We start from the raw sequence: 23,119 nt of genomic DNA on the forward strand, positions 1-23,119 counted from the left end.
GCTCGACGCGCGGACTATAGTGACCGGGATCCCCGCGATCAGCCTTCACCCAAGGGAGAACAACCATGCCGCGCAATCTCGTGGTCTGCAGTGACGGAACCTGGTGCACCCCCGAGCAGCAGATGGGCGCCCTGCCCTGTCCGACCAACGTGGTCAAGCTGTACAACCTCTGCCTGCGCGACGATCGGCAACTGACCTACTACCACCCGGGTGTCGGTGCGGAAGGTAGCCTGGTCGAGCGCGTGCTCGGCGGGGGTATCGGCTTCGGTCTCAGCCGCAACATCCTCGGTGCCTACCGCTGGTTGTGCGACCACTATTGCACTGGCGACAGGATATTCCTCTTCGGCTTCAGTCGCGGCGCCTATACCGCGCGCAGTCTCGGCGGCTTCATCACTCGCTGCGGCCTTCTCGACCTCGGCGGTGCCAGCGACCGGCAGGCCTGGAAAGCGGTCGAGGCAGCCTACGAACGCGGCTACCGGCAGCGCGAAGCTCCCGCGGTCTGGCAGGCAGGCCACACCTTTCTTCGCGGCGACCTGGCTGATGGCAGCGTCGGCATCCACCTGATTGGCGTCTGGGATACCGTCGGTTCGCTCGGGGTGCCCGACGACCTGATTCTCTTCGACCAGATTCTCGATGACCCGCACAACTACCGCTTCCACGACACCCAACTCAGCACCGCCGTGCGCCATGGTCGGCACGCGGTCGCCATGGACGAACAGCGGGCGAGTTTTGCGCCGACGCTGTGGACCGGCGGCACACGCCCGGCCGACGGCAGTCTGAAGCAACTGTGGTTTGCCGGCACCCACAGCGACGTCGGTGGCGGCCACGCCGAGTGTGGTCTTTCCGACGATGCGCTGCAGTGGATGAGCAAGGAAGCCGTCGCCCTCGGCCTGCGCGTCAATCCGGCTCTCGCCAAGCAACTGGCGCCCGAGCCGCGCGGTGTCCTGCACGATTCGGCGACCGGCGTCTGGAAACATCTGCGAACGCTGCCCCGCCCCACACCGCTGGTCGCCGCGAGTAGCGTCGGCAGCGAGCTGGCCGCCCAGGTTTGGGACCGGCACCAGGTGCCGCCTCTGGCGCAGGCACCGTACTGGCCAACGCGGGTCCTCGGCGCCGACGAATCGGTCAGCGCGGCAGTCTTTGCCCGTCCCCACTGGAACGCCGTCGGTCTCTACCTGGAAGGGGGCGTGAATTACGCTTTCGTCGCCCACGGCGAATGGCTGGACAGCAGCGTCCCCTGCGGCCCGGGCGGCGCGCGCGACGGACAATTCAACGTTGGCGAGGTCGCGCACCTTCTGGGTAGTGCGATCGGCGAGGCCGAAGATATTTACCGGCGGTTGACCGGCAAGCAGAACGCAGACTGGTGGGGATCACGCCGTTGCGAGGATGCACCATGGTTCGCCCTGATCGGCATGGTCGCCAACCAGCCGAACGCGGATGGCAGCGGCACGGCGATCGAAGGCGAGACTTTCGTCATTGGCGACCGCTGTACGTTCAGGCCGACACGTTCCGGCTATCTGTACTGTTATGCCAACGATGCCTGGAAGTTCTACGGCAACAACCGCGGCCAGATCACGCTGACCGTCAGCCACAAGTGATCGAAGGCGGACTGCGCCGCGTCGCGCGTGCGGCGTCGGCCGGGCGGTCTTCGCAAGCAGCAACCAGCAGTCAATGACCGCTTATTCGAGCGGGCCGGCAAGGACGATCCGGAAACCGATGTCGCCGTCACGATCATCGGGCGAAAAATAGTCGCGCTTCGCAGTACGCAGATCGCCCGGAAAATCGAGCCAGGAGCCGCCGCGCAAGGCGCGCGAGTTGTCGCCGCCGATCTGCGTATGGCCGGGTTGATCGTACTCGTTCAGGCACCATTCCCAGACATTGCCGGCAAGATCCGCGACCATCCCGCCAGCGGGCGCACCGCGGGGATACATGCCGACGGCCATCGTCCTGCCGGTGCCACTTTCGTGACTGTTGGCATGGGCCGGGTTCCAGTCACTCCCCCATGGGTACTTGCGCTTTTCGACACCTCCCTGAGCCACCCACTGCCACTCGCATTCGGTCGGCAGACGAACGATCTCGGCCCCAGAGAGGCCCCACTGCTCGCTGAGCCAGCGGCAGAAAGCAACCGCATCGCTCCACGCGATGTTGATCGCCGGATGGTTGTGGAAAGCCCAGCGCGCTTCGCCAGCCTGTTTGCGCTGAACCAGCTTGTGCCACCAGCGGCGGTCGTGATAGCCATCGTCAGCATTGACAAAGACGTTGTACTGCTGCCACGTAATCGGATACCGGGAGATACGCAGTGGCCTCACCGCAAAGACCTCGCTGCCCCGCCCTTCGAGGTTCACTTCGCCGCCCGCAACGTCGACCCACACGATATCCGGCAGCCCGTTGGCCGCAAGCCCGACGCCGCGCCGCGGATCGTCCATCTGATTGAGCCGTACGCCGATCTCTTCACGGCGATGGTGCGGCGTCTCGTCAGCCGCCAGTTCTTCGAGCAGGAACAGCGGCTCGGGCCGCAGGAACTCGCGCAGCGCCTCTTCCAGTTGGCCTTCCAGCGCCCGCCAGGCCTCAATGCCCGGATCGCGAAAATCAGGGTCGGCCGGTGTCGCTCGATGACTTAGCTCGAGTAAGGCCAGCAGCAGTGGCTTCTGACGTTCCCAGCTCCAGCGTAGTACATCGTCTTGCCCGGCCGGGCCGCCAGACCTCTGCCCCCCATTCTGCTGGATCGCCTGCCACCATTCCCTTGCCGCCTGTTTTACCTGCCGACGCAGCGACAGGCTGTCCCGGTAGCGGGCGCACCACTGGCGGAGTCGCGGCCAATGGCTGAGCAGCGTCTCATGGGCGAGTTCGACATGCTGGTCGTCGTGATCGGTGAGAAAGCCCTGGCGGCGCAGCGCGTCGACCAGCCGGCCGACCTGCCGGTCCGCACGCAGCGGTTCGATTTCGGCCGTGCGACGGGTCGGCAATCCATCGATCACCGTCGCCAGCTCCGAAAACAGACGTGCGCAGGCAAGTTCCAGATCCGGTTCGCTGTCGATCAATCGTTCAATAGCGGCAGCGGCACTATCGACGATGCTCTCGAGGCCACCCATGCGCTGGTAGGCCTCCAGCGTCAGGCCCTGTTCGGGGTCGTGCTGTTCGAAGAGCCTCTCCAGGGTCAGTGCGATCAACGGCAACGCACCCTTCGTTGCGCCGGCCGCCGCGACCAGTGTCGACACCAGCTCGGCCTGAACCGGGACGCCACTGGCTTCGGCCGGACCGGTAATGATCGCTTGCAGCTGCTCTTCGCTCCTGATCGGCTCGAGCGCAACCAAGGAGGCGCGAAACAGGTCTTCACCCAGCCATTCCATCAGGCGATCGGTAAATTCGCTGCGCAGAGTCAGCACCAGGTACAGGCTCTCGATACCGATCAGGACACCGAACAGCTTGCGGAATCGCCGCGAACTCGCCGGCGAGGTATGCGTAAACAGCTCTTCGAACTGGTCGATCAGCAGCAGCAGGGGACGACCATGCTGACCGAGCAGCTCGGCGCTGGCGGCAGCCAGATGGTCTTCGGACTGCTTCGACTCTCCCGCCTCGGCCAGCAAGCGCTGCAAATGGTCGACCGACTCCCGAACGTCACTTTCGCCGTCGCTAGGCAGCGCACGACAGAGCGCGTCCGCCAGCTGGTGAAATGGAGCGGCCTGTGGCTCGAAGTGCAAATAGCTTGATTCCGCAAGCGACGCAGCAAAACGGGGGACGACCCCGGCCGCCACCAGTGAAGATTTGCCCGTGCCCGAACGGCCGACGACGCTGATCAGCCGCGTCTCGGCAAAACGCTCGATAACCCGAGCGGCATCCTGGTCGCGCCCGAAAAACAGGCGATAAGCCTCCGGTTTGAACGCGGCAAGGCCGGGATAGGGATTACTGACCAAGACTCCCGTAGCAGGCGCGGCGGGCGGCGTGCCGGTCTGGCTTTCTGCGGACATTTCCGCCTGCCTGGCGATATTATCGGAGGGCGGTGGCGCGGCAGTGGAGCGAGTCATTTCAGATCAAGCCTCGAGCGACATCCCGGGAACATCATAGGCCCAAAGCCGGGCATTCGGAAGCGACGGGCCGAATGCCCGGATGATCGTTCGCTTGCGGTAAGATTCCTGATCCCCTCTCCCCACCCCGACCCTGCGTCGACCCCCAGCTGAGGAAAGCACCCGAATGATCGATCTGTACACTGCCGCGACACCGAACGGCCACAAGATATCCATCGCCCTCGAGGAACTCGCCCTGCCCTACCGCGTGCACCTCCTGAGCCTGTCGAAGCGCGAGCAGAAGGAGGCCTGGTTTCTGGCGATCAATCCGAACGGTCGCATACCGGCGATCGTCGATCGCGCGGCCGACGATTTTGCCGTCTTCGAGTCTGGCGCCATACTGCTCTACCTCGCCGAAAAGACCGGGCAACTGATGCCCCATGATGTCAAAGGCCGCTCGCGGGTGATCCAGTGGTTGATGTTCCAGATGGGGGGTATCGGGCCGATGATGGGCCAGGCCAACGTCTTCTTCCGTTACTTTCCGGAAAAGATCCAGCCGGCCATAGACCGCTACCAGGGCGAGAGCAGACGACTGTTCCGCGTCCTTGACGGCCACCTCAAAGACCACGAATTTCTTGCCGGCGACTACTCGATTGCCGATATCGCCAACTGGGCCTGGGTGCGCACACATCGCTGGTCGGGCGTGGACATCGACGACCTGCCGCACCTGCAGCGCTGGCGCGACCAGATTCGCTGCCGCCCGGCGGTGGAAAAAGGGATCAACACCCCGCCATCGGCGATCGACCGCGACGCCGACGACGAGCAAGCGCGGCAGTTCGCCGAGGACGCACGTCAGATGGTCGAGACCGGGCAGTCGCGCGCGGGTGGCCTCTAAGCCCTCCAGAACTTCCCGGTAGCGCTTGTGCGGTTCGGCGATCGATTGCTGCGGCGTGAGCGCCGAATCTGTCCTATAGTGGTCTGGCGACTCACTTTCGGAGATTTCCGATGCCCCAGTGTCAACTTCACACGCTCCACCGTGCCCCGGACGCCGCCTCGAACAAACCGCCGCTTCTCTTCCTGCATGGCGGCTATGTAGACGCCAGAAGCTGGGATACGCACTTTCTTCCCTATTTTTCGCGTGCTGGCTACGATTGCCACGCCATCGACTTTTCCGGGCATGGCCAGAGCGAGGGACGTGAACACCTGGACGCGTTGAGCCTCGACGACTACCTGGCCGACGCCTTGCGGGCCGTCGACGCTCTGGACAGGAAACCGGTGGTGATCGGGCATTCGATGGGCTCCTTCATCGCCGAGCGTCTGCTCGAGCAATCGCTCGTCCAGGCGGCCGTCCTGATGTCTCCGGTCCCGACCAACGGCACTCTCGCGTCAGGAACCAAGCTGCTCCTGGCCTACCCAAAATTCCTCGGCGAAGTACGCAACGTCACCAGGGGTCGAGTCAGCGCAGACGCCCTGCACCTGATCAAGGAGGTCTATTTTTCGCCGTCGACGACACCGGAAACGCTGCTGCGCTTCGTTGAACTGGTGCAGCCGGAATCGGCACGGGCCATCTGCGACCTGGCTCTCCTGGGCTGGAGGTGGCTACCGACACCACCGAAGCTGCCTGTGCTGGTGATCGGTGGTGAGCTCGATACGGTGTTTCCGCCATCCCTGATCTGGCCGGTGGCAAAGCGCTGGAATGCCGAATTGCAGGTCATTCCCGATACCGGCCATGCCCTGATTCTCGACGAGCACTGGTCGGTGTGTGCGGAGAGCGTACACGGCTGGCTCGAACAGCTCGACGAACAGCACCCACCTGGTCGGATGCACGAAGAAGCGTCCGCCTGCGCGATCTGAGTCGTTACCGCCGCGGGCTGACCCGACACGCCAGCGCGGCAGCAACCGGCGCCATCGTAGCCGCGTATAATGGGTGTTTTCGCAACCAGTAGAGAGAGCTCACATGGGCCTTGATCGCGTCCCTTCCGGCAAAGCACTTCCCAATGATTTCAACGTCGTTATCGAAATCCCGATGCACGCCGATCCGGTGAAATACGAAGTGGACAAGGAAAGCGGACAGGTTTTCGTCGATCGCTTCATGTCCACCGCCATGCACTATCCGTGCAACTATGGCTATATCCCCCACACCATCGCTGGCGATGATGACCCGGTCGATGTGCTGGTGGTCACCCAGTTCGCGCTACCGCCCGGCGTCGTCGTACGCTGCCGGCCGATCGGCCTGCTGGCGATGGAAGACGAGGCCGGGCAGGATGGCAAGCTACTGGCGGTTCCGGTGGACAGCCTGACGCAGATGTATCGTGACATCGAGTCGCCGCGCGACTTTCCGCAGGTGATCCTGGATCAAATCTCGCACTTTTTTGCCCACTACAAGGATCTCGAGCGCGGCAAGTTCGTCAAGGTCGCGGGCTGGCTGGGTGTTGACGAAGCCAAGAAGGAAATCATGGAAGGCGTCAAGCGTTACGCCGAAGCCAAAGAGAAGCCAAACTTCTAGATTTCTTTCGTCACCTTGATCAAGGGGCGCGCAGGCGCCCCTTTCGCTGATGCCCGCGCCCATGTCCCTCAAGATTGCCATTGCCCAGATCAATGCGACGGTCGGCGACTTTGCCGGCAACGCGGCGCGCATTCTCGATTTCGCCGCCCGCGCGCGGACACAGGGTGCCGACCTCCTGCTGACGCCGGAACTGGCGCTCTGCGGTTATCCACCAGAGGACCTGCTGCTGCGCGAGGACTTCGCTGCGGCCTGCGAAGATGAGCTCGATAGGCTCGCGGCCAGCGTGCAGGGAATTGCCGTCCTCGTCGGCCACCCGGAGCGGCGCGGCTACCGCTGCTACAACGCCGCGACCCTGCTCAACGACGGCAAGCGTGTGGCGACCTACTACAAGCAGCGGCTACCCAGCTACGAGGTGTTCGACGAAGAGCGCTATTTCGATTCCGGTGAAAGCTCCTGCGTGCTGACCATCAAGGGCGTCCGCTGCGGCGTCAATATCTGCGCTGATGTCTGGGAAGCTGGTGCCGCCGATCTCGCCCGCGCAGCCGGTGCCGAACTGCTGCTCGTGCTCAATGCTTCGCCCTACCATATCGGCAAACGCGAGCGGCGTACGGCAGTCCTGCGCCAACGCATCGCGACCACCCGGCTGCCGGTGATCTACGCCAATCTGGCCGGCGGCCAGGACGAACTGGTCTTCGATGGGGGGTCCTTCGTGCTCGACTCGCACGGCACGCTCTGTTGCCAGTTGCCGCAGTTCGAGGAAGCACTGGCCATCGTCGACGTGGTCGACGGCGAGCCACAAGCCGGTGAGATCGTGCCGGCACCCTGCGTTGAAGCGGAGGTGTACCAAGCGCTGGTGCTGGGCGTACGCGACTACCTGGGCAAGAACGGTTTCCCCGGCGCGATCATCGGTCTGTCGGGTGGCATCGACTCGGCGCTGACCCTGGCGGTTGCCGTCGACGCGCTCGGCGCCGACCGCGTGCGGGCGGTGATGATGCCGTCTCCCTATACCGCCGATCTCAGTCTTTCGGAGTCGCGCGAGATGGTCCGCCTGCTGGGCGTACGTTACGACGAAATTGCCATCGAGCCGGCCATGCAAACTTTTGCCGCGATGCTGGAAAAGCAGTTCGCCGGCCTGCCGGCAGACACCACCGAAGAAAACCTGCAGGCGCGGATCCGCGGCATGATCCTGATGGCCCTCTCGAACAAGACCGGTGCGCTGGTGCTGACCACCGGCAACAAGTCGGAAATGGCGGTTGGTTACTGCACCCTCTACGGTGATATGGCCGGTGGATTTGCGGTCATCAAGGACATTGCCAAGACCTGGGTGTACCGCCTGTCGCGCTGGCGCAACACGCGCTCGTACATCATTCCCGAACCGATCATCAGCCGCCCACCGTCGGCAGAACTGAAAGCCGGCCAGACCGATCAGGACAGTCTGCCCCCGTACGAAGTGCTCGACGCGATCGTCGAGGCGTACATGGAAAAGGACATCAGCCCGCGCGAGATCATTGCCCGCGGTCATGCCGAAGCCGATGTGCGCCGGGTCGTGCATCTATTGAAGATCAGCGAGTACAAGAGGCGTCAGGCCCCGGTAGGCATCCGCGTCACCCAACGCGGCTTTGGCAAGGATTGGCGCTATCCGATCACCAATCGCTACCGTGACCCCTACTGATCGTCGGCACGGATCGTTTATCGACGCCTGATTTCTGATACGATTTCTTTACGATCTTCCCCGGGAGCAAAGACAGTGAAAAAAATTGAAGCGATCATCAAACCATTCAAGCTCGATGAAGTGCGCGAAGCGCTGTCAGAGATCGGCGTTACCGGCCTGACCGTGACCGAGGTCAAAGGATTCGGCCGCCAGAAGGGGCACACCGAGCTCTATCGCGGGGCGGAATACGTGGTCGACTTCCTGCCCAAGGTGAAGATCGAAATCGTCGTTTCCGACGCCTCGGTCGAGGGCGCCATTGACGCTATCGTCAAGGCGGCGCGCACCGGCAAGATCGGTGACGGCAAGATCTTCGTCACCGCGGTCGATCAGGTGGTGCGCATCCGTACCGGCGAACTCGACGAATCGGCGATCTGAGCGGTCACTTCCCACTTCGTGCGCGGTCGCCGCTGCCATCCGGTGAGCTGCTGGCCAACCGTCCCCGCCATTAGCGCGGTTTGCCACCGCTCTTCAACAATACCCACAAGGCACCATCGCCGCCGTCACAGGGCGGTGCATGACAGAACGCCAGAACGTCCTTGCAGCGACCCAGCCAGACCTTGACCAGTTGGCGCAGGATCCCTTCCCGCCCGGGCGAGCCGTTGCCGCGGCCGTGCACGATGCGCAGGCAGCGCCTGCCGGCGGCCAGCGATCCGGTGATAAAGAGCGTCACCTGTTCGTGCGCCTGATGCCGGTTCATGCCGTGCAGATCGATATGATCCTGGATGCTCCAGCGGCCGCGACGCAGGTCGCGCAGCACCATCCTTGACAAGCCGCTGCGCAGGAAGGAATCGGCGCCGCCGAGATCCAGCCAATCGTCGATGGCCAACGGCGCGTGCAGCAGCTCGGCAATCACCGCTGCTTCGTCGAGCTCCCGTTGACGTGGTCGCGGGCTTGGCTTTGGCCCTTCGAAGTTGACCCGATCGGCCTTGCGCAGTGGCGTTGCGCCGTCAACCGCGGCGAGAAAGGCGTCCACATCCTCCATGCTTGATCGATGTTTCTGAGTCATCGCAAAAGCCCATGTTCATCTCGGCGGCACCTGCCGGCAACGACAGCACGAGGTTGTTGTCAACCGGCCAGGCCAAGACTATCGAGGTAACGCTCCGCATCAAGCGCCGCCATGCAGCCGCTGCCAGCCGAAGTGCAGGCCTGACGGTAGATGTGATCCTGTACGTCGCCGGCAGCGAAGATCCCCGGAATCGACGTCGCGGTCGCATTACCCTGACTGCCGCACTGCGTGATCAGGTAGCCAGCTTCCATTTTCAGCTGGTCGACGAACAGATCCGTGTTCGGCTTGTGGCCGATGGCGATGAAGACGCCCATCAGCGGAATGTCCTCGGGGGTATCGGTCAACTTGTCGCGGATGCGCATGCCGGTCACCCCGGACTGGTCGCCGAGCACCTCGTCGAGCGTGCAGTTCCAGCGAATGGTGATCTTGCCGGCCTTCTCTTTGGCGAACAGCTTGTCCTGCAGGATTTTCTCGCTGCGCAGCTTGTCGCGCCGATGCACCAGGGTGACGTGACTGGCAATGTTCGCCAGGTAGAGGGCCTCCTCGACAGCCGTGTTGCCGCCGCCGATCACCGCCACCGGCTGATTGCGGTAGAAGAACCCGTCGCAGGTCGCACAGGCGGAAACGCCGCGGCCGGCATACTCTTCCTCGGAGGGCAGACCGAGATACTGCGCCGAGGCGCCGGTAGCGATGATCAGCGCGTCGCAGGTATAGGTCGCGGAATCACCGACCAGGGTAAACGGCCCATCGGTCAGCTTGGCGGTGTTGATGTGATCGAAGATGATCTCGGTATCGAAGCGGCGGGCATGCTCTTCGAAGCGCTGCATCAGGTCGGGCCCCTGCACGCCCTGCGCGTCGGCCGGCCAGTTATCCACGTCGGTCGTCGTCGTCAGCTGTCCGCCCTGCGCCATGCCGGTGATCAGCACCGGCTTCAGATTGGCGCGCGCCGCGTAGACGGCGGCAGTATAACCGGCGGGGCCGGAGCCCAGAATCAGCAGTCGGCAATGGCGAATCGCTTGGGTCATCTTGATTGGCTCTGGTAGTGGGTCAGGCAAAAATTATAACCGCCAACACCGGCCGCTCCAGCGCCAGGTTTTGCCGGCTTTGCTTCGAAAACCTGCAAAGTGCCTTATAATCGCCGCGCAAGCCGTTGATAGAAATAACTTCACCCGATGAAGGAATGCCTCATGAACACACAGGTAGAGCAGCCCAGAAGGGGCCCCAGCCTGATCTTGCTGCACAGTATCCCGATCTTTGCCGGCGTGCCCGATGCGCAGCTCGAACAGATCGCCAAGGTCGCCTTTCATCGCCGGGTGGCCCGCCAGACGACCATTGTCCGCGCCGGAGACAGCACCGATTCCCTGTATGTGCTGATCAGCGGCGGCGCCAAGGTGCTCAACAGCGACGAAGAGGGGCGCGAGGTGATCCTGACCCTGTTCGGCCCCGGCGAGTTCTTCGGCGAAATGGGTCTGATCGACGGCAGCCCTCGTTCCGCCGACGTGGTGGCCACCGAGACCTGTGAACTGCTGGTGATCACCAAGAACGACTTCAAGCGCTGCCTGGCAGAGAACTTCGACCTCTGTCTGAACATCATGAAGAGCCTGGTCCAGCGCCTGCGCGAGGCAGACCGCAACATCGAAAGCCTGGCGCTGATGGACGTCTACGGCCGTGTCGCCAAGCTGCTGATCGATTTTTCGGAAGAAGTGCAGGGTCAGCGCGTGATCCAGCGTCGCCTCACCAAACAGGATATCGCCAAGATGATCGGCGCCTCGCGCGAGATGGTCAGTCGGGTCATGAAGGATCTCGAGAACCAGGGATACTTCCGGGTGGAAGAGGGCAGGATTGTCCTCCTGGAGAAACGCACACCCTCGCCGGCCGCCGCTGCCGCCCGCTCCTAGACTTCCTAGACTTCGCGTACAGATTGCATTGATGGCTTTGCTGAACAAACTTGCCGGCAGGACTTCCTACACCCCCAGAACGCCGAGTCCGCTGCCGGAGAAAATCGCTGTCCTCCTTGAGGAATCACGCTGGCTGATCCTGATCGTGGTCGCCAGCTTTCTCGCGCTCTCGCTGTGGGGCTACAGTCGCGACGACCCCGGCTGGTCGCACGCGGTACACACGACCACCCTGCATAACCCGGCTGGCCGTTTCGGTGCCTGGCTGGCCGATTTGATGCTCTACGTCTCCGGCCTCTCCGCCTGGTGGTGGGTCGTCCTGCTGCTGACTTTCGTCTGGTGGGGCTACCGACGCCTGGACGGCCAGCGGCCGACCGATCGGCGTCCGCTGTACATTGCCCTGGCCGGCTTCGTGGTGCTGATCGTCGCCAGCAGTGGCCTGGAAACCCTGCGTTTTTACACCCTCAAAGCGACCCTACCGGTGGGTCCCGGCGGCTTGATCGGCATCGAGCTCGCCGCTTTCAGCGTGCGCTATCTCGGCTATACCGGCGCTACGCTGGCCCTGTTTTCCTTGCTGGCGCTTGGCTGGAGCATCTTCTCCGGCATTTCGTGGATATCCGCCGCGGAAGGCATCGGGGCGCTGTTCGAAGGCGCCTGGCTGGCCGTTCACGGTCTTTTCGAGCGCTGGCAGGATCGACGGATCGGCCGCGAAGTCGCCCGTGAGCGCGAAGCGGTGGTCAAAGTCGAGAAGAAGCGCGGCGAAACGCACGAGCCGATCTTGATCGAAAAGCGCGAACCCGTGGTAGCGGCGCCGCCGCTACCGCCGAAAGTCGAGAAGCGGATCGACCGCGAGCGGCAAGCTGCCCTGTTTCCCGAAGCGGTGAGAGACGGCTTGTTACCGCCACTGCATCTGCTCGAACCCGCAGCGCTGCAGAGCGACCGCGTCAGTCCCGAGACGCTGGAGTACAACTCCCGCCTGATCGAGCGCAAGCTGGCCGAGTTCGGGGTCCAGGTGACCGTGACCGCGGCCTATCCGGGACCGGTCGTCACGCGCTACGAATTCGAGCCGGCAGTCGGCGTCAAGGGGGCGCAGATCCTCAATCTGGCGAAGGATCTGGCGCGTTCGCTGTCGCTGGTATCGGTCCGTGTCGTCGAGACCATCCCCGGCAAGTCGGCGATGGCCCTTGAACTGCCGAATCCGAAGCGACAGATGGTGCGTCTGCTGGAGATCATCGCCAGCAAGGAATACCACGACATGAACTCGCCGCTGACCATGAGTCTCGGCAAGGATATCGGTGGCCAGCCGCTGGTCGTCGATCTGGCCAAGATGCCTCATCTGCTGGTCGCCGGCACCACCGGCTCGGGCAAGTCGGTCGGCATCAACGCGATGATCCTCTCGCTGCTCTACAAATCGGAGCCGGAGCAGGTACGGCTGATTCTGGTCGACCCGAAGATGCTCGAACTGTCGATCTACGAGGGCATCCCCCACTTGCTGGCGCCGGTGGTGGTGGATATGAAGCAGGCAGCCAATGCTCTGAACTGGTGCGTCGGTGAAATGGACAAGCGCTACAAACTGATGTCGGCGATCGGCGTACGCAATCTGACCGGCCTCAACCATCGCATCAAGGATGCCGAAAAGAGCGGCGAAAAACTCGCCAACCCGTTTTCCTTGACCCCGGAGACCCCCGAGCCGCTTTCCACCCTGCCCTATATTGTCGTCGTCATCGACGAACTCGCCGACCTGATGATGGTTGCCGGCAAGACCGTCGAGCAACTGATCGCCCGCCTGGCGCAGAAGGCGCGCGCCTCGGGAATCCACCTGATCCTGGCCACGCAGCGACCGTCGGTGGATGTCATCACCGGTCTGATCAAGGCCAACATCCCGACCCGCATTTCCTTCCAGGTGTCGTCGAAGATCGATTCCCGCACCATCCTCGACCAGATGGGCGCCGAGGCGCTGCTCGGCCAGGGCGACATGCTCTATCTGGCGCCCGGCACCGGTTATCCGACGCGCGTGCATGGCGCCTTCGTCGCCGACGAGGAAGTCCATCGCGTGGTCGACCATCTGAAGAAAGCGGGCGCACCCGATTACCTCGCGGACGTACTCACCGGCGGCGGCGGCGACGCTGACGCGGAGAGCGGCGGCAATGGCGAAAACGGTGGTCTGGACACCGATGGCGAGGCCGATCCGGTCTACGACCAGGCGGTCGAAATAGTGCTGAAGAATCGCCGGGCGTCGATCTCGCTGGTGCAGCGCCATTTGCGCATCGGCTACAACCGCTCGGCGCGGCTGATTGAGGCAATGGAAAAAGCCGGCCTGGTTTCTGCCATGGATGCCCGCGGCGGTCGCGAAGTGCTGGCCCGCAAGGAAGGCGAATAGTGGCACCTTTGCGCCGCTCACTATTCGCCGCAGCCTGCCTGCTGCTTACCCAAGTGGCCAGCGCCGGAGCGATCGACAAATTACATCAGTTTCTCGACTCGACGCGGACCGTACGCGCCGAGTTCACGCAGACCGTCGTCGGCAGGAACGCGCGCCAGGGACAGGTATCGAGTGGCGTGATGGTCATTTCGCGTCCCGGCAAGTTTCGCTGGCAGATCGACAAGCCGTACGCCCAGCTGCTGGTCGGCGATGGCGAGAAAATCTGGATCCACGACCCGGATTTGCGCCAGGTCACGGTCAGGAAGGTGGGCGCTGCACTTGGCGGAACGCCCGCGGCGCTGCTCGCCGGCGACAGCCGGATCGAAAAAGATTTCACCCTGCGCGAGGCAGGTGAGCGCGACGGTCTGGAGTGGGTTGAGGCCATTCCCAAGGCACCAGACAGCGGCTTTGACAAGGTCAATCTCGGGTTTTCCGGCAATGACCTGCGGGCAATGGAACTCTACGACAGCCTTGGCCAGACCACCTCACTGGTTTTCGCGCGTCTGGAGCGTAACCCGCAACTCTCACCGTCCCTCTTCCGCTTCACCCCGCCGGCCAACACCGACGTGATCGGCGACTGAGCTCCGACCCACCGCTCAATCTCCCACCGCCTGAAGCTTGACTTGATGTTCCGGGGCCGTATAATGCGCACTTCCTTGAAGTCCAGCAGTAGCGGCTTTGACGAAGGCGCGTAGCTCAGTTGGTTAGAGCACCACCTTGACATGGTGGGGGTCGTTGGTTCGATTCCAATCGCGCCTACCAGAATTCTGAATGAATCAGGTAGATGCAAGAAAAATACAAGCCGCCCTCGGGCGGCTTTTTTTTGCTCCCGCCCAGCGCAACTGCCGTCGCCTTTCAAGCGCTCCCCCGCCAAACGCCAGAAATTGACACGCTTTGCTGGCGGTACGTATACTTTGTCGCGTCGCTGGACGATCTCTTCTTCCTCAGGCGACGCTCGGACCGGACAACATCGTCGTTCGCATCGCGTCGCCAAGCGCGTTAACCTTGACCCACATCAGGTGCAAAGCGGCTGGCTGTCGCTTGATCTTGCACCCCGGAGCGCAATGCAGAAACGTCCTTCCCGGTGCACCACCTGCTGACAACGCGCAGCACCCGCGGCAAGACGGGCACCAGCCCGTCGAACGGCAAGCCCGACGCGTTTGCACCAGCCAACGGCGCTGGCGCACCGAGCAGGATCCCGACTACTTCACAGAGGAGCGTGTCAATGCGTAATTCGTACGATGCCTTGTCGCCGGAACGATCGGCCACGGCTTTACCCAAGGTGGCTGCAGGACCGGCTCCTCTCCGGCCTCGCGCGTGCAAGGTGCTCGCTGGCAAGCTGTCAGGAAGGTGGACATCATGAGCACAGCACAACAGACCGTCCCGGCAGCAGCAACCGCAACCGCCCCCGATTTCGCCACCGATCCGCAGTGGTACAAGGATGCCGTCATCTACGAAGTGCATGTCAAGGCATTCTTCGACTCCAATGATGACGGTATCGGTGACTTCCGCGGCCTGACCGAAAAGCTCGATTACATCGCCGATCTGGGCGTCAACACGATCTGGCTGTTGCCCTTCTACCCGTCACCGTTTCGCGACGACGGCTACGACGTGGCGGACTATCGCAACGTGCACCCCGCTTACGGCACGCGGCAGGATTTCCGGGTTCTGGTGCGCGAGGCGCACAAGCGCGGCCTGCGCATCATCACCGAGCTGGTGGTCAACCACACCTCGGACGAGCATCCCTGGTTCCAGGCGGCGCGGCGGGCACCGAAAGGCTCGCCGAAGCGGAACTACTACGTCTGGAGCGACGATCCCAACAAGTACGACGGCACCCGGATCATCTTCACCGACACCGAGAAGTCGAACTGGACCTGGGATGAAGTGGCGCAGCAGTACTACTGGCATCGCTTCTTCAGCCATCAGCCGGATCTGAACTTCGACAATCCGCACGTCCGCCAGGCGGTGATCCGCACCATGCGCTTCTGGCTCGACATGGGCGTCGACGGATTTCGCCTGGACGCGATACCCTACCTGATCGAGCGCGACGGCACCAGCAACGAGAACCTGCGCGAGACGCACGAGGTGATCAAGGAGATTCGCGCCAGTCTCGACGAAAACTACGCCGGCAAGCTGCTGCTCGCCGAGGCCAACATGTGGCCGGAGGACGTACGCGAATACTTCGGCGACGGCGATGAATGCCATATGGCCTACCACTTTCCGCTGATGCCGCGGATGTTCATGGCCATCGCCCAGGAAGACCGGCATCCGATCGTCGAGATCATGCAGCAGACCCCGGACATTCCGCCGAACTGCCAGTGGTCGATCTTCCTGCGCAACCATGACGAGCTGACGCTCGAGATGGTCACCAGCAAGGAACGCGACTACATGTACAACATGTTCGCCGCCGACAAGCGCTCGCGCATCAACCTCGGCATCCGGCGCCGGCTGGCGCCATTGATGGAAAACGACCGCGAGCGCATCAAGCTGATGAACAGCCTGCTGCTGTCGATGCCGGGTTCGCCAGTGCTCTACTACGGCGACGAGATTGGCATGGGCGACAACATTTTCCTCGGCGACCGCGACGGCGTGCGCACGCCGATGCAGTGGACTTCCGACCGCAACGGCGGCTTCTCGCGCGCCGATCCGCAGCGCGTTTATCTGCCGCCGATCCAGGATTCGATGTACGGCTTCGAAGCGATCAACGTCGAGGCGCAGTTGCGTGCACCAGGGTCCCTGCTCAACTGGACCCGGCGCATGCTGGCCGTGCGCAAGACCTCATCGGCGTTCGGCCGCGGCAGCTTCAGGCTGCTCCATCCCGGCAACCGCAAGGTGCTGGCGTACGTGCGCGAATACGGCGACGATGTGATCCTCTGCGTGGCCAACGTCAGCCGCTCGGCGCAACCGGTCGAGCTCGACCTGGCAAGCTTCAAGGGCCGTGTGCCGGTCGAGATGATGGGCCGCAACGCCTTTCCGCCGGTCGGTGAACTACCGTACATGCTGACCTTGCCGGGTCATGCCTTCTACTGGTTTCGTCTCACCACCGATATCGCCGCGCCGGAGTGGTACGAGCAACGCCTGGCTCCCGACACCCTGCCCGTACTGGTCCTCTTCGACGGCTGGTCGAGCCTGTTCCGCGACCACGTCGTGCCGTGGCGGATCGGCATGGCCGAGAAGCTGCGCGCGCAGTTCGAGCGCGAACTGGCGCCGGCCTTCGTCGCGCGGCAGCGCTGGTTCGCCGCCAAGGGTGAAGCCATCGAGCGGGTGCAGATTGTCGAGCACGCGCGGCTCGAGGCGGACAAGCGCACCTGGCTGCTGGCGCTGGCCGATGTCCTCGGGCCACGCGACACCGAACGTTATTTCCTGCCCCTGGCACTGGCCTGGGAAGACAGCGAAGAAGACCGTGTCAGGGACATTGCCCCCGGGGCGCTGGCCAAGGTGCGCCAGCAGGCGTCGGTCGGCCTGATGGGCGACGCCATGGCCGATGACGCCTTCTGCCACGCCGTCGTCGGGGCGATCGGTGCAAGCCGCGAGCTGAAGGCAGGAAACGGCAAGATTCGCTTCGTCCCGACGCGCGCCTTCGCCGAGCTGGCGCGCGCCAAGCCCGGGGAATTAAGCCCGGTCAAACTCCTCGGCTTGAGCAGCAACAGCGTCGCGCTGCTGGGCGGCAAGTTGTTCCTCAAGGCCTACCGGCGGATCCGCGAAGGCGTCAACCCCGAGCTCGAAGTCGGGCGCTTCCTCACCGACGTCGTCAAGTTCGCGCACTGCGTGCCGGTGGCCGGTCACGTCGAGTACATCGACAAGGCAGGCAGCGTCAGCACGCTGGCCCTGTTGCAGGCTTGCGTGGACAACCAGGGCGACGCCTGGACCTTCGCCGTCGATGCGCTGGTGCGGCACCTGGAAGCGTCGGCAACAGCGCCAGACACCCCGCTCCCGGCCGACGGTTTCATGGCCCTGGTGCGCACCCTGGCGATCCGCAGCGCGCAGATGCACGGCGCACTGTCGCAGCGCACTGGGGACCAGGCTTTCGATCCAGAACCCGTGGAAGCAGCCGATATTCCGCCCTGGGTGACGCAGGTGCATGAGGATGCGCTAGCGACGATGGATCTGCTGTCGGGGCAGCGCGAACGCCTGCCGCAGCACCTGCAGCCGCTGGCGCTCAAAGTTATCGCCGCTGCGCCGCTGCTGATGCAGCGGCTCGAGGGCTGCGCGCAGCTTCCGCCGCAGGGTCTGAAAACGCGCTATCACGGCGACTATCACCTCGGCCAGGTGTTGCTGGTCAACAACGACTTCGTGATCATCGATTTCGAAGGTGAGCCCGCACGGCCAATGGCCGAGCGCCGACGCAAGCATTCGGCGCTGCGCGACGTCGCCGGCATGCTGCGATCGTTCGACTATGCGCGGCACACGGCGCTGCAACAGGCGACGCAACACGAGGGCGATGTCGACAAACTGGCACCGATCGCCGCCGCCTGGCTGCAGGAAGCGCGTTCCGCCTTCCTCGACGCCTACGGCGACGAGGCGCTGGCCAGCGGGCTGTACGCCAGCAAGGAGGCATTCGATGCCCAGCAGCCGCTGCTGGAGCTGTTCGAACTCGAAAAGGCGCTCTACGAACTGCGCTATGAACTGGCCAATCGTCCGGACTGGGTCGGCGTTCCACTGCAAGGTGTGAGCGCGCTGGCCGGCCTCGACGCCGGTAATTGAAAAGGGAGACACCATGGAAAAATTCGACGTCATCATTGATCCGGTCCGCGCTTTTCTGATGCAGATCGGCGCCTACCTGCCACGACTCGCCGTCGCGGTGATCGTTCTGATCGCCGGCTGGCTGATCGCCAAGGCGGTCCGCTTCGCCTTCGTCAAGGCACTGCGGGCGCTCAATTTCCACATCCTCACCGAACGCGCCGGTGTGGACGGCTTCCTGCAGCAAGGCGGCAGCGAAACGGACACCACCGATGTCTTCGGTGTCATCGTCTACTGGGTGGTCATCCTGGCTGCCCTGATCATCGCCTTCAACGGCCTCGGACTGACCCACGTCACCGACCTGCTCTCCCGCGTGCTGCTGTTCCTGCCCAAGCTACTGGTCGGCCTGCTGGTGATCATCGTCGGCGGTTACTTCGGCCGTTTCGTCGGCAACGTGGTGCAGACTTACCTGGGCAACGTCGGCGTCAGCGACGCCGAAGTGCTCGGGCGCATCGCCCACTATGCCATCGTCGTCTTTGTCGTGCTGGTCGCCGTCGACCATCTCGAGATCGGCTCTGGCCTGGTGCAGGAGACCTTCCTGATCCTTCTCATGGGCGTCGTGCTGGCCCTCGCGCTGGCCTTTGGCCTAGGCGGGCGCGAGTGGGCGGCGCGCTTGCTGGAACGCTGGTTCCCACGCCATCCACGCGACGACTGACGATGTGCAGGCGGCGCCCGACGGCTCCCGAAGCCAGGAGTGGGCGCGCGCCTTTTTCGTTCAGCGAGGCAATCCGGCTATGGCGTCGCTTTCGACGCCATAGCCACCGCGGCAGGACCACCGTGGCATGGCTCGAAAAGCGGCCCGGTGATGCCCTCGCTGATCCGCCGGCACGGCTCCTGATCAGCGCTTAAGCAGCACCCGGAGTCGAAGTCTTTTCGCGCGCAGCCCCCTCCCCTCAAGCTCACCAGCCGGAACCCCGGGACACCGCAGGTACAGCGCGAGGCAGCCCAACCCGTCCGATATCTAGGGGCGACAAGAGGCTCCAGGGAGTCCGCAGCCTGACCAAATGGCATTATTTGTTGAGCAGGTACAGCACATTGGAACGCATTCGAAGAAACAGGCGCCAACGAGGGGGAGAACAATGGCCGCCGCCTAACAATGCCACTGCCCGTGCCTTTCGCACCAAACCGGACCTGACCGCGGCTGCGACGACCTGGTCACCGGTCAAGAAATCGACCATGGACACTTACTGGGTACCCCGCGTGAACCACCTCGGTAGCCATGGCCGTGGGTCCTTTGCCGAGGTCACCAACCTGTATTGGATGCAGGAGGGTTTGGGGGGAAAGGTGCAAACCGAGTTCGCGAAGATGATCGAGGCCGTGGTCGGCAAATGATGCTCCGACCAATCGCCCGGACCATTTTCCCGGCGTCGGGAACATGGCTTTTCCTCCCGATTTCATCGCGAACAGCGTTTCAGGCAAGGGCTATGCACATTGCACACGACGTGTATGGAAGATGGGCAATTTCTATGCAGTTGCAGCTTGTCGCGAACAGTAGAGGAGTCGTTCGCATGGGAATGGAGATCGTTCAGGCTCTGACCGATACCGTCGAGGCAAATGCCCAGAGGACGGAATGGGGTGTTGAGTGCTGGCTGGCCCGCGATCTGCAGTTACCTGTTGGGATATGCGGATGGCGGAATTTTGAGCTGGTCGGCGACCAAGGTCAGTAGGGCCAAGGACGGCGACTGATCGACGCCGAGCATGATGCAGGGACAGCGCAGGTAACAGAGCTGTACCGCTAAGCCCAAGCGGTTTGACGGCCCGCGGCGCTGGCGGATGATGGAAAGGTCGGTTTCGTTGAACGTGTAGTGCCCGGCCAATTCGTCTACGGTGTCGAGTAGCGCCAGCAGGCTTGCCCGCTCGGCGGCGAACAGAATCGAACGGCGAGGCGTGCAGACTCTTTCTTCTTGAAAACGTGTGTTTGCCGCAAGCCCCCCTGTCCTCCCGCGAACCACGGGAAAAGAACATGTTGCGATTCTCGAAAATCCTTCTTGAAATGCCATTCTTGATTGAATATCATCTCAACGAGTTTCGATAAGAGAGGATACCCATGCGACCGTCCATCGTGCTCGACATGAAGCGAAGCGCAGTGCGCGAAGCGACGGGCCGCTTTCGTGCGGCGAACCCGCGCATCTTCGGATCGGTGCTGCACGGTACCGACCAGGACGACAGCGATCTCGATTTGCTGGTCGATGCTCTGCCGGGCGCGACACTGTTCGACCTGGGTGGCCTGCAAGACGAGCTCGAATCACTGCTCGGTGTCCACGTCGATGTGTTGACTCCGGCGGACCTGCCGGCGAAGTTCCGGGCCAAGGTGCTCGCGGAGGCGCAGCCAGTATGAGCGGGAGCCGCCTACCCGACTATCTCGACCACATGCAGCAGGCTGCAAGCGATGCGTGCGGCTTCGTCGAAGGGCTGGCCAAGCACGACTTCCTGCAGGACAAACGCACCCAGCAAGCCATCGTCATGAGCCTCATCATCATCGGCGAGGCGGCCACGAAGGTGATGGACAGTTACGCCGAGTTCGCCCAGGCGCACCTGGAGGTGCCGTGGCGCAGTATGCGCGGGATGCGCAACCGCATCGCTCACGGTTACTTCGACATCAACCTCGATGTGGTGTGGGACACGGTGCAAACGGCATTGCCGGAGCTGCTGAAGCTGTTACCCGCCGCGCGCCAGGATGCCGAAGATGAATCCCCCAACGACGATGGTATGGCGCCATGACGGAAGCGGACCTGAAGGCAACCATTCAGGCTTCCGGCGGCGGATGCTGCACGCTTGACTCCGGTCAAGCGCTACTCGAGAAGATCAACCGCCTTGAAGCGGCGGACGCTTACGCATTGTTGGTTACTCAATTGCAGTCCGCGAAGGAACCCGGTGATTTCCGGGGCCGGGTACTCGAAGTGAATTTCGCCGACCTTTTTGTCGGCCAAGGCGTCAGGCTGCGATACGACGCTAAACGGGGAATGTCGGGTGATGTCGATTTCTGCTGGCACTTCAATGATGATCATGTGTTCATCGAAATGAAGCTGCTTGGTCAAGATCAGAAGACCAAAGAGGCCACGGCACAGCAGTTGAACGACACTGGATTTTGCTCGACTCTCATTTCTGATGACACGAAGGACGTAGCAAGGATTCAGCGCGACATCGTCCAGAAATCGTCCACAAGGAAGTTCAACCCAACACCAGAGAAGAATTGGGTCAACCTGGTGGCAATCGATGTGTCAGAGCTTCAGCTCCGCACTGTTGATATCTGGGATTGTTTGTTGGCCGCCAGAGGCAACGAACACGTCAGAATGCACTGTCACCCAGCGATTCAACGCCCAGCGGTTGTCGGGGTCTTCGAGCCCGCGGGTAAGACGCTCACGGCCGAGCAGGCGGACTGGGTGATGTGCTACCACGGCGTTTCAGATGCAAACACCCCCCATCCTCGCGACTATATTCACGGCGTGCTGTTTCTCTTCCGAGAACCCCGGGATCGTGCGGCACTGAGCTATAGGTTGAGCGGTGAGGTGGTGTGGAATCCCTCATTGATTGACGACGCACGCGCGAAACAGGTTCTAACGGCTTTTCATCAGATAGTCCCCCGAGCCGAGTTCAAAACATGTTAGTCGGCTATGCCCGTGTCTCGACGCAAGACCAGAACCTTGAATTACAGTGGGAAGCCCTGACTGAGGCTGGATGCCAGAAGGTCTTTGAAGACAAGGTGAGCGGCACGCGAGCTGACCGTCCCGGCTTGGCCAAGGCCCTAGAAATGCTGCGTGAGGGTGACACGCTGGTCGTCTGGAAACTGGATCGGCTTGGCCGCAGCGTCAAGCAGTTGGTCGATCTGGTCGGAGAACTGCACAAGAGGGGCATCCAGTTCCAGAGTCTTACTGATGCCATCGATACCGGCACGCCGTCAGGCCGGTCCTTCTTCCACATCATGGCCAGCCTCGCCGAGATGGAGCGGGAGTTAACCGTCGAACGCACCCGCACCGGGCTAGAAGTAGCCCGCCAACTCGGCCGCAAGGGCGGCCGCAAGCCCAAAATGACCGACAGTAAGATTCAGTCGGCCAAGAGGCTGCTGGCCAGCGGCGTCCCGCCCAAGGACGTGGCCAAAAACCTCGGCGTATCCATTCCTACGCTGTACCGCTGGCTGCCAGCCTCAGCGCACGCTTAGCGTGCGATCTTTTCCCGTTTCGTGAGCTAACCCCGTCTACGACACCGAGCGCCACCTGCTCTACGTTGCCTGTACGCGGGCGAGAGATCATCTGCTGGTGACGAGTGTGGCACCGGCCTCCGAGTTTCTTGATGACATGCGAGACCCTTGACGCCGCCAGCCTCGATCGACTCGGGCCCCGCGCTGCCATGCCGGGGCGACGCCATGGTCTTCATATCGCGACGCCGAAACCGCTCAACAGCCAACCCGCCACGGCGCTGCCGACGACCACCAGCCACGGCGGCAGCTTCCAGTACATCAGGGCGACAAAGGCGACCAGTGCCAGGCCGAAGTCGGCCGGCTGGCGTATGGCGCTGGTCCACACCGGCTGATACAGCGCTGCCAGGAGCAGGCCGACGACCGCGGCATTGACGCCGGCCAGCGCGGCCTGCGTGTGATGGCTGCGCCGTAGCTGCTCCCAGAACGGCAAGGCGCCAGCGACGAGCAGGAAGGACGGCACGAAGACCGCGACCAGGCAGATCAGGCCACCGAGCCAGCCGCTTGGTGCCTGCTTCATCGACGCCCCGAGGAAGGCTGCGAATGTGAACAGCGGGCCGGGAACCGCCTGCGCGGCGCCGTATCCGGCCAGGAACGATTCCTTGCTCACCCAGCCAGTGGGCACCACCTCGGCCTGCAGCAG

21 protein-coding genes and 1 tRNA gene are annotated in these 23,119 nt (G+C 62.9%); 17 read left to right on the top strand and 5 right to left on the bottom strand.

Features of this window, described 5'->3' with window-relative positions:
* Positions 1 to 65: 65 nt before the first annotated feature.
* Positions 66 to 1,598, top strand: coding sequence for a DUF2235 domain-containing protein (locus RUW20_RS06325; RefSeq protein ID WP_313951356.1), 1,533 nt, complete (start codon positions 66 to 68; stop codon positions 1,596 to 1,598).
* 81 nt (positions 1,599 to 1,679) lie between these two features.
* Here RUW20_RS06325 and RUW20_RS06330 read toward each other — a convergent pair whose 3' ends face one another.
* Positions 1,680 to 3,968 carry an SUMF1/EgtB/PvdO family nonheme iron enzyme gene (locus RUW20_RS06330; RefSeq protein WP_313951357.1) on the bottom strand — a complete coding sequence of 763 codons (2,289 nt, stop codon included), beginning with the start codon at positions 3,966 to 3,968 and terminating at the stop codon, positions 1,680 to 1,682.
* A 223-nt stretch (positions 3,969 to 4,191) separates the two neighbouring features.
* Between RUW20_RS06330 and RUW20_RS06335 the strand changes: the two genes are divergently transcribed.
* From RUW20_RS06335 to RUW20_RS06355, 5 genes are all read left to right on the top strand, one after another.
* Complete coding sequence (locus tag RUW20_RS06335; RefSeq protein ID WP_313951358.1) at positions 4,192 to 4,899, top strand: glutathione S-transferase N-terminal domain-containing protein; 708 nt, start codon at positions 4,192 to 4,194, stop codon at positions 4,897 to 4,899.
* A gap of 110 nt (positions 4,900 to 5,009) precedes the next feature.
* Entirely contained in the window at positions 5,010 to 5,858 is an 849-nt protein-coding gene (locus tag RUW20_RS06340) for an alpha/beta hydrolase (protein WP_313951359.1), read from the top strand.
* A gap of 103 nt (positions 5,859 to 5,961) precedes the next feature.
* Positions 5,962 to 6,510, top strand: coding sequence for an inorganic diphosphatase (gene ppa, locus RUW20_RS06345; protein WP_313951360.1), 549 nt, complete (start codon positions 5,962 to 5,964; stop codon positions 6,508 to 6,510).
* Between the two features lie 61 nt (positions 6,511 to 6,571).
* The gene (locus RUW20_RS06350) at positions 6,572 to 8,182 is read left to right on the top strand and encodes an NAD+ synthase (RefSeq protein WP_313951361.1); all 1,611 of its coding nucleotides are present in this window, start codon (positions 6,572 to 6,574) and stop codon (positions 8,180 to 8,182) included.
* A gap of 75 nt (positions 8,183 to 8,257) precedes the next feature.
* Positions 8,258 to 8,596: a P-II family nitrogen regulator gene (locus RUW20_RS06355; protein ID WP_313951362.1), complete on the top strand. Its 339-nt coding sequence runs from the start codon at positions 8,258 to 8,260 to the stop codon at positions 8,594 to 8,596.
* Positions 8,597 to 8,666: 70 nt separating this feature from the next.
* Here the strand turns inward: RUW20_RS06355 and RUW20_RS06360 are convergent, their stop codons facing one another.
* Positions 8,667 to 9,227 (bottom strand): Smr/MutS family protein, encoded by a 561-nt coding sequence (locus tag RUW20_RS06360; RefSeq protein ID WP_313951363.1) that lies wholly within the window; start codon positions 9,225 to 9,227, stop codon positions 8,667 to 8,669.
* A gap of 59 nt (positions 9,228 to 9,286) precedes the next feature.
* Positions 9,287 to 10,252: a thioredoxin-disulfide reductase gene (gene trxB, locus RUW20_RS06365; RefSeq protein ID WP_313951364.1), complete on the bottom strand. Its 966-nt coding sequence runs from the start codon at positions 10,250 to 10,252 to the stop codon at positions 9,287 to 9,289.
* A 162-nt stretch (positions 10,253 to 10,414) separates the two neighbouring features.
* Between trxB and RUW20_RS06370 the strand changes: the two genes are divergently transcribed.
* From RUW20_RS06370 to RUW20_RS06400, 7 genes are all read left to right on the top strand, one after another.
* A complete protein-coding gene (locus RUW20_RS06370) occupies positions 10,415 to 11,125 on the top strand; it encodes a Crp/Fnr family transcriptional regulator (RefSeq protein WP_313951365.1) in 711 nt (236 codons plus the stop codon).
* A 31-nt stretch (positions 11,126 to 11,156) separates the two neighbouring features.
* Positions 11,157 to 13,502, top strand: coding sequence for a DNA translocase FtsK 4TM domain-containing protein (locus tag RUW20_RS06375; RefSeq protein WP_313951366.1), 2,346 nt, complete (start codon positions 11,157 to 11,159; stop codon positions 13,500 to 13,502).
* Positions 13,499 to 14,122: an outer membrane lipoprotein chaperone LolA gene (lolA, locus tag RUW20_RS06380; protein ID WP_409559320.1), complete on the top strand. Its 624-nt coding sequence runs from the start codon at positions 13,499 to 13,501 to the stop codon at positions 14,120 to 14,122. Before RUW20_RS06375 ends, lolA begins: the two co-directional genes overlap by 4 nt.
* Positions 14,123 to 14,226: 104 nt before the next feature.
* Positions 14,227 to 14,303: transfer RNA gene (locus tag RUW20_RS06385), tRNA-Val, on the top strand.
* A gap of 597 nt (positions 14,304 to 14,900) precedes the next feature.
* Positions 14,901 to 18,245 carry a maltose alpha-D-glucosyltransferase gene (gene treS, locus RUW20_RS06390; RefSeq protein ID WP_313951368.1) on the top strand — a complete coding sequence of 1,115 codons (3,345 nt, stop codon included), beginning with the start codon at positions 14,901 to 14,903 and terminating at the stop codon, positions 18,243 to 18,245.
* A 13-nt stretch (positions 18,246 to 18,258) separates the two neighbouring features.
* Positions 18,259 to 18,936, top strand: a complete 678-nt coding sequence (locus tag RUW20_RS06395; protein ID WP_313951369.1) for a mechanosensitive ion channel family protein — start codon at positions 18,259 to 18,261, stop codon at positions 18,934 to 18,936.
* Positions 18,937 to 19,457: 521 nt separating this feature from the next.
* On the top strand, positions 19,458 to 19,613 hold the full coding sequence (locus RUW20_RS06400) for a hypothetical protein (protein WP_313951370.1): 156 nt from the start codon (positions 19,458 to 19,460) through the stop codon (positions 19,611 to 19,613).
* Between the two features lie 275 nt (positions 19,614 to 19,888).
* Here the strand turns inward: RUW20_RS06400 and RUW20_RS06405 are convergent, their stop codons facing one another.
* Positions 19,889 to 20,155, bottom strand: a complete 267-nt coding sequence (locus tag RUW20_RS06405) for a DUF4158 domain-containing protein (protein ID WP_409559321.1) — start codon at positions 20,153 to 20,155, stop codon at positions 19,889 to 19,891.
* Positions 20,156 to 20,328: 173 nt separating this feature from the next.
* Here RUW20_RS06405 and RUW20_RS06410 point away from each other — a divergent pair, with 173 nt between their 5' ends.
* From RUW20_RS06410 to RUW20_RS06425, 4 genes are read left to right on the top strand one after another with little or no spacing between them, the layout of a single operon-like run.
* The gene (locus tag RUW20_RS06410) at positions 20,329 to 20,619 is read left to right on the top strand and encodes a nucleotidyltransferase family protein (RefSeq protein WP_313951371.1); all 291 of its coding nucleotides are present in this window, start codon (positions 20,329 to 20,331) and stop codon (positions 20,617 to 20,619) included.
* Entirely contained in the window at positions 20,616 to 21,002 is a 387-nt protein-coding gene (locus RUW20_RS06415; protein WP_313951372.1) for a DUF86 domain-containing protein, read from the top strand. Before RUW20_RS06410 ends, RUW20_RS06415 begins: the two co-directional genes overlap by 4 nt.
* Positions 20,999 to 21,889 carry a hypothetical protein gene (locus RUW20_RS06420; RefSeq protein WP_313951373.1) on the top strand — a complete coding sequence of 297 codons (891 nt, stop codon included), beginning with the start codon at positions 20,999 to 21,001 and terminating at the stop codon, positions 21,887 to 21,889. Before RUW20_RS06415 ends, RUW20_RS06420 begins: the two co-directional genes overlap by 4 nt.
* The gene (locus tag RUW20_RS06425) at positions 21,883 to 22,440 is read left to right on the top strand and encodes a recombinase family protein (protein WP_313951374.1); all 558 of its coding nucleotides are present in this window, start codon (positions 21,883 to 21,885) and stop codon (positions 22,438 to 22,440) included. Before RUW20_RS06420 ends, RUW20_RS06425 begins: the two co-directional genes overlap by 7 nt.
* Before the next feature lie 211 nt (positions 22,441 to 22,651).
* Here the strand turns inward: RUW20_RS06425 and RUW20_RS06430 are convergent.
* A partial coding sequence (locus tag RUW20_RS06430; protein ID WP_313951375.1) for a chromate transporter occupies positions 22,652 to 23,119 on the bottom strand: 468 nt, incomplete at its 5' end.

Origin of the sequence: Accumulibacter sp. (assembly GCF_032229525.1) — a bacterium.
In the GTDB taxonomy this organism is placed as follows: Bacteria; Pseudomonadota; Gammaproteobacteria; order Burkholderiales; family Rhodocyclaceae; genus Accumulibacter.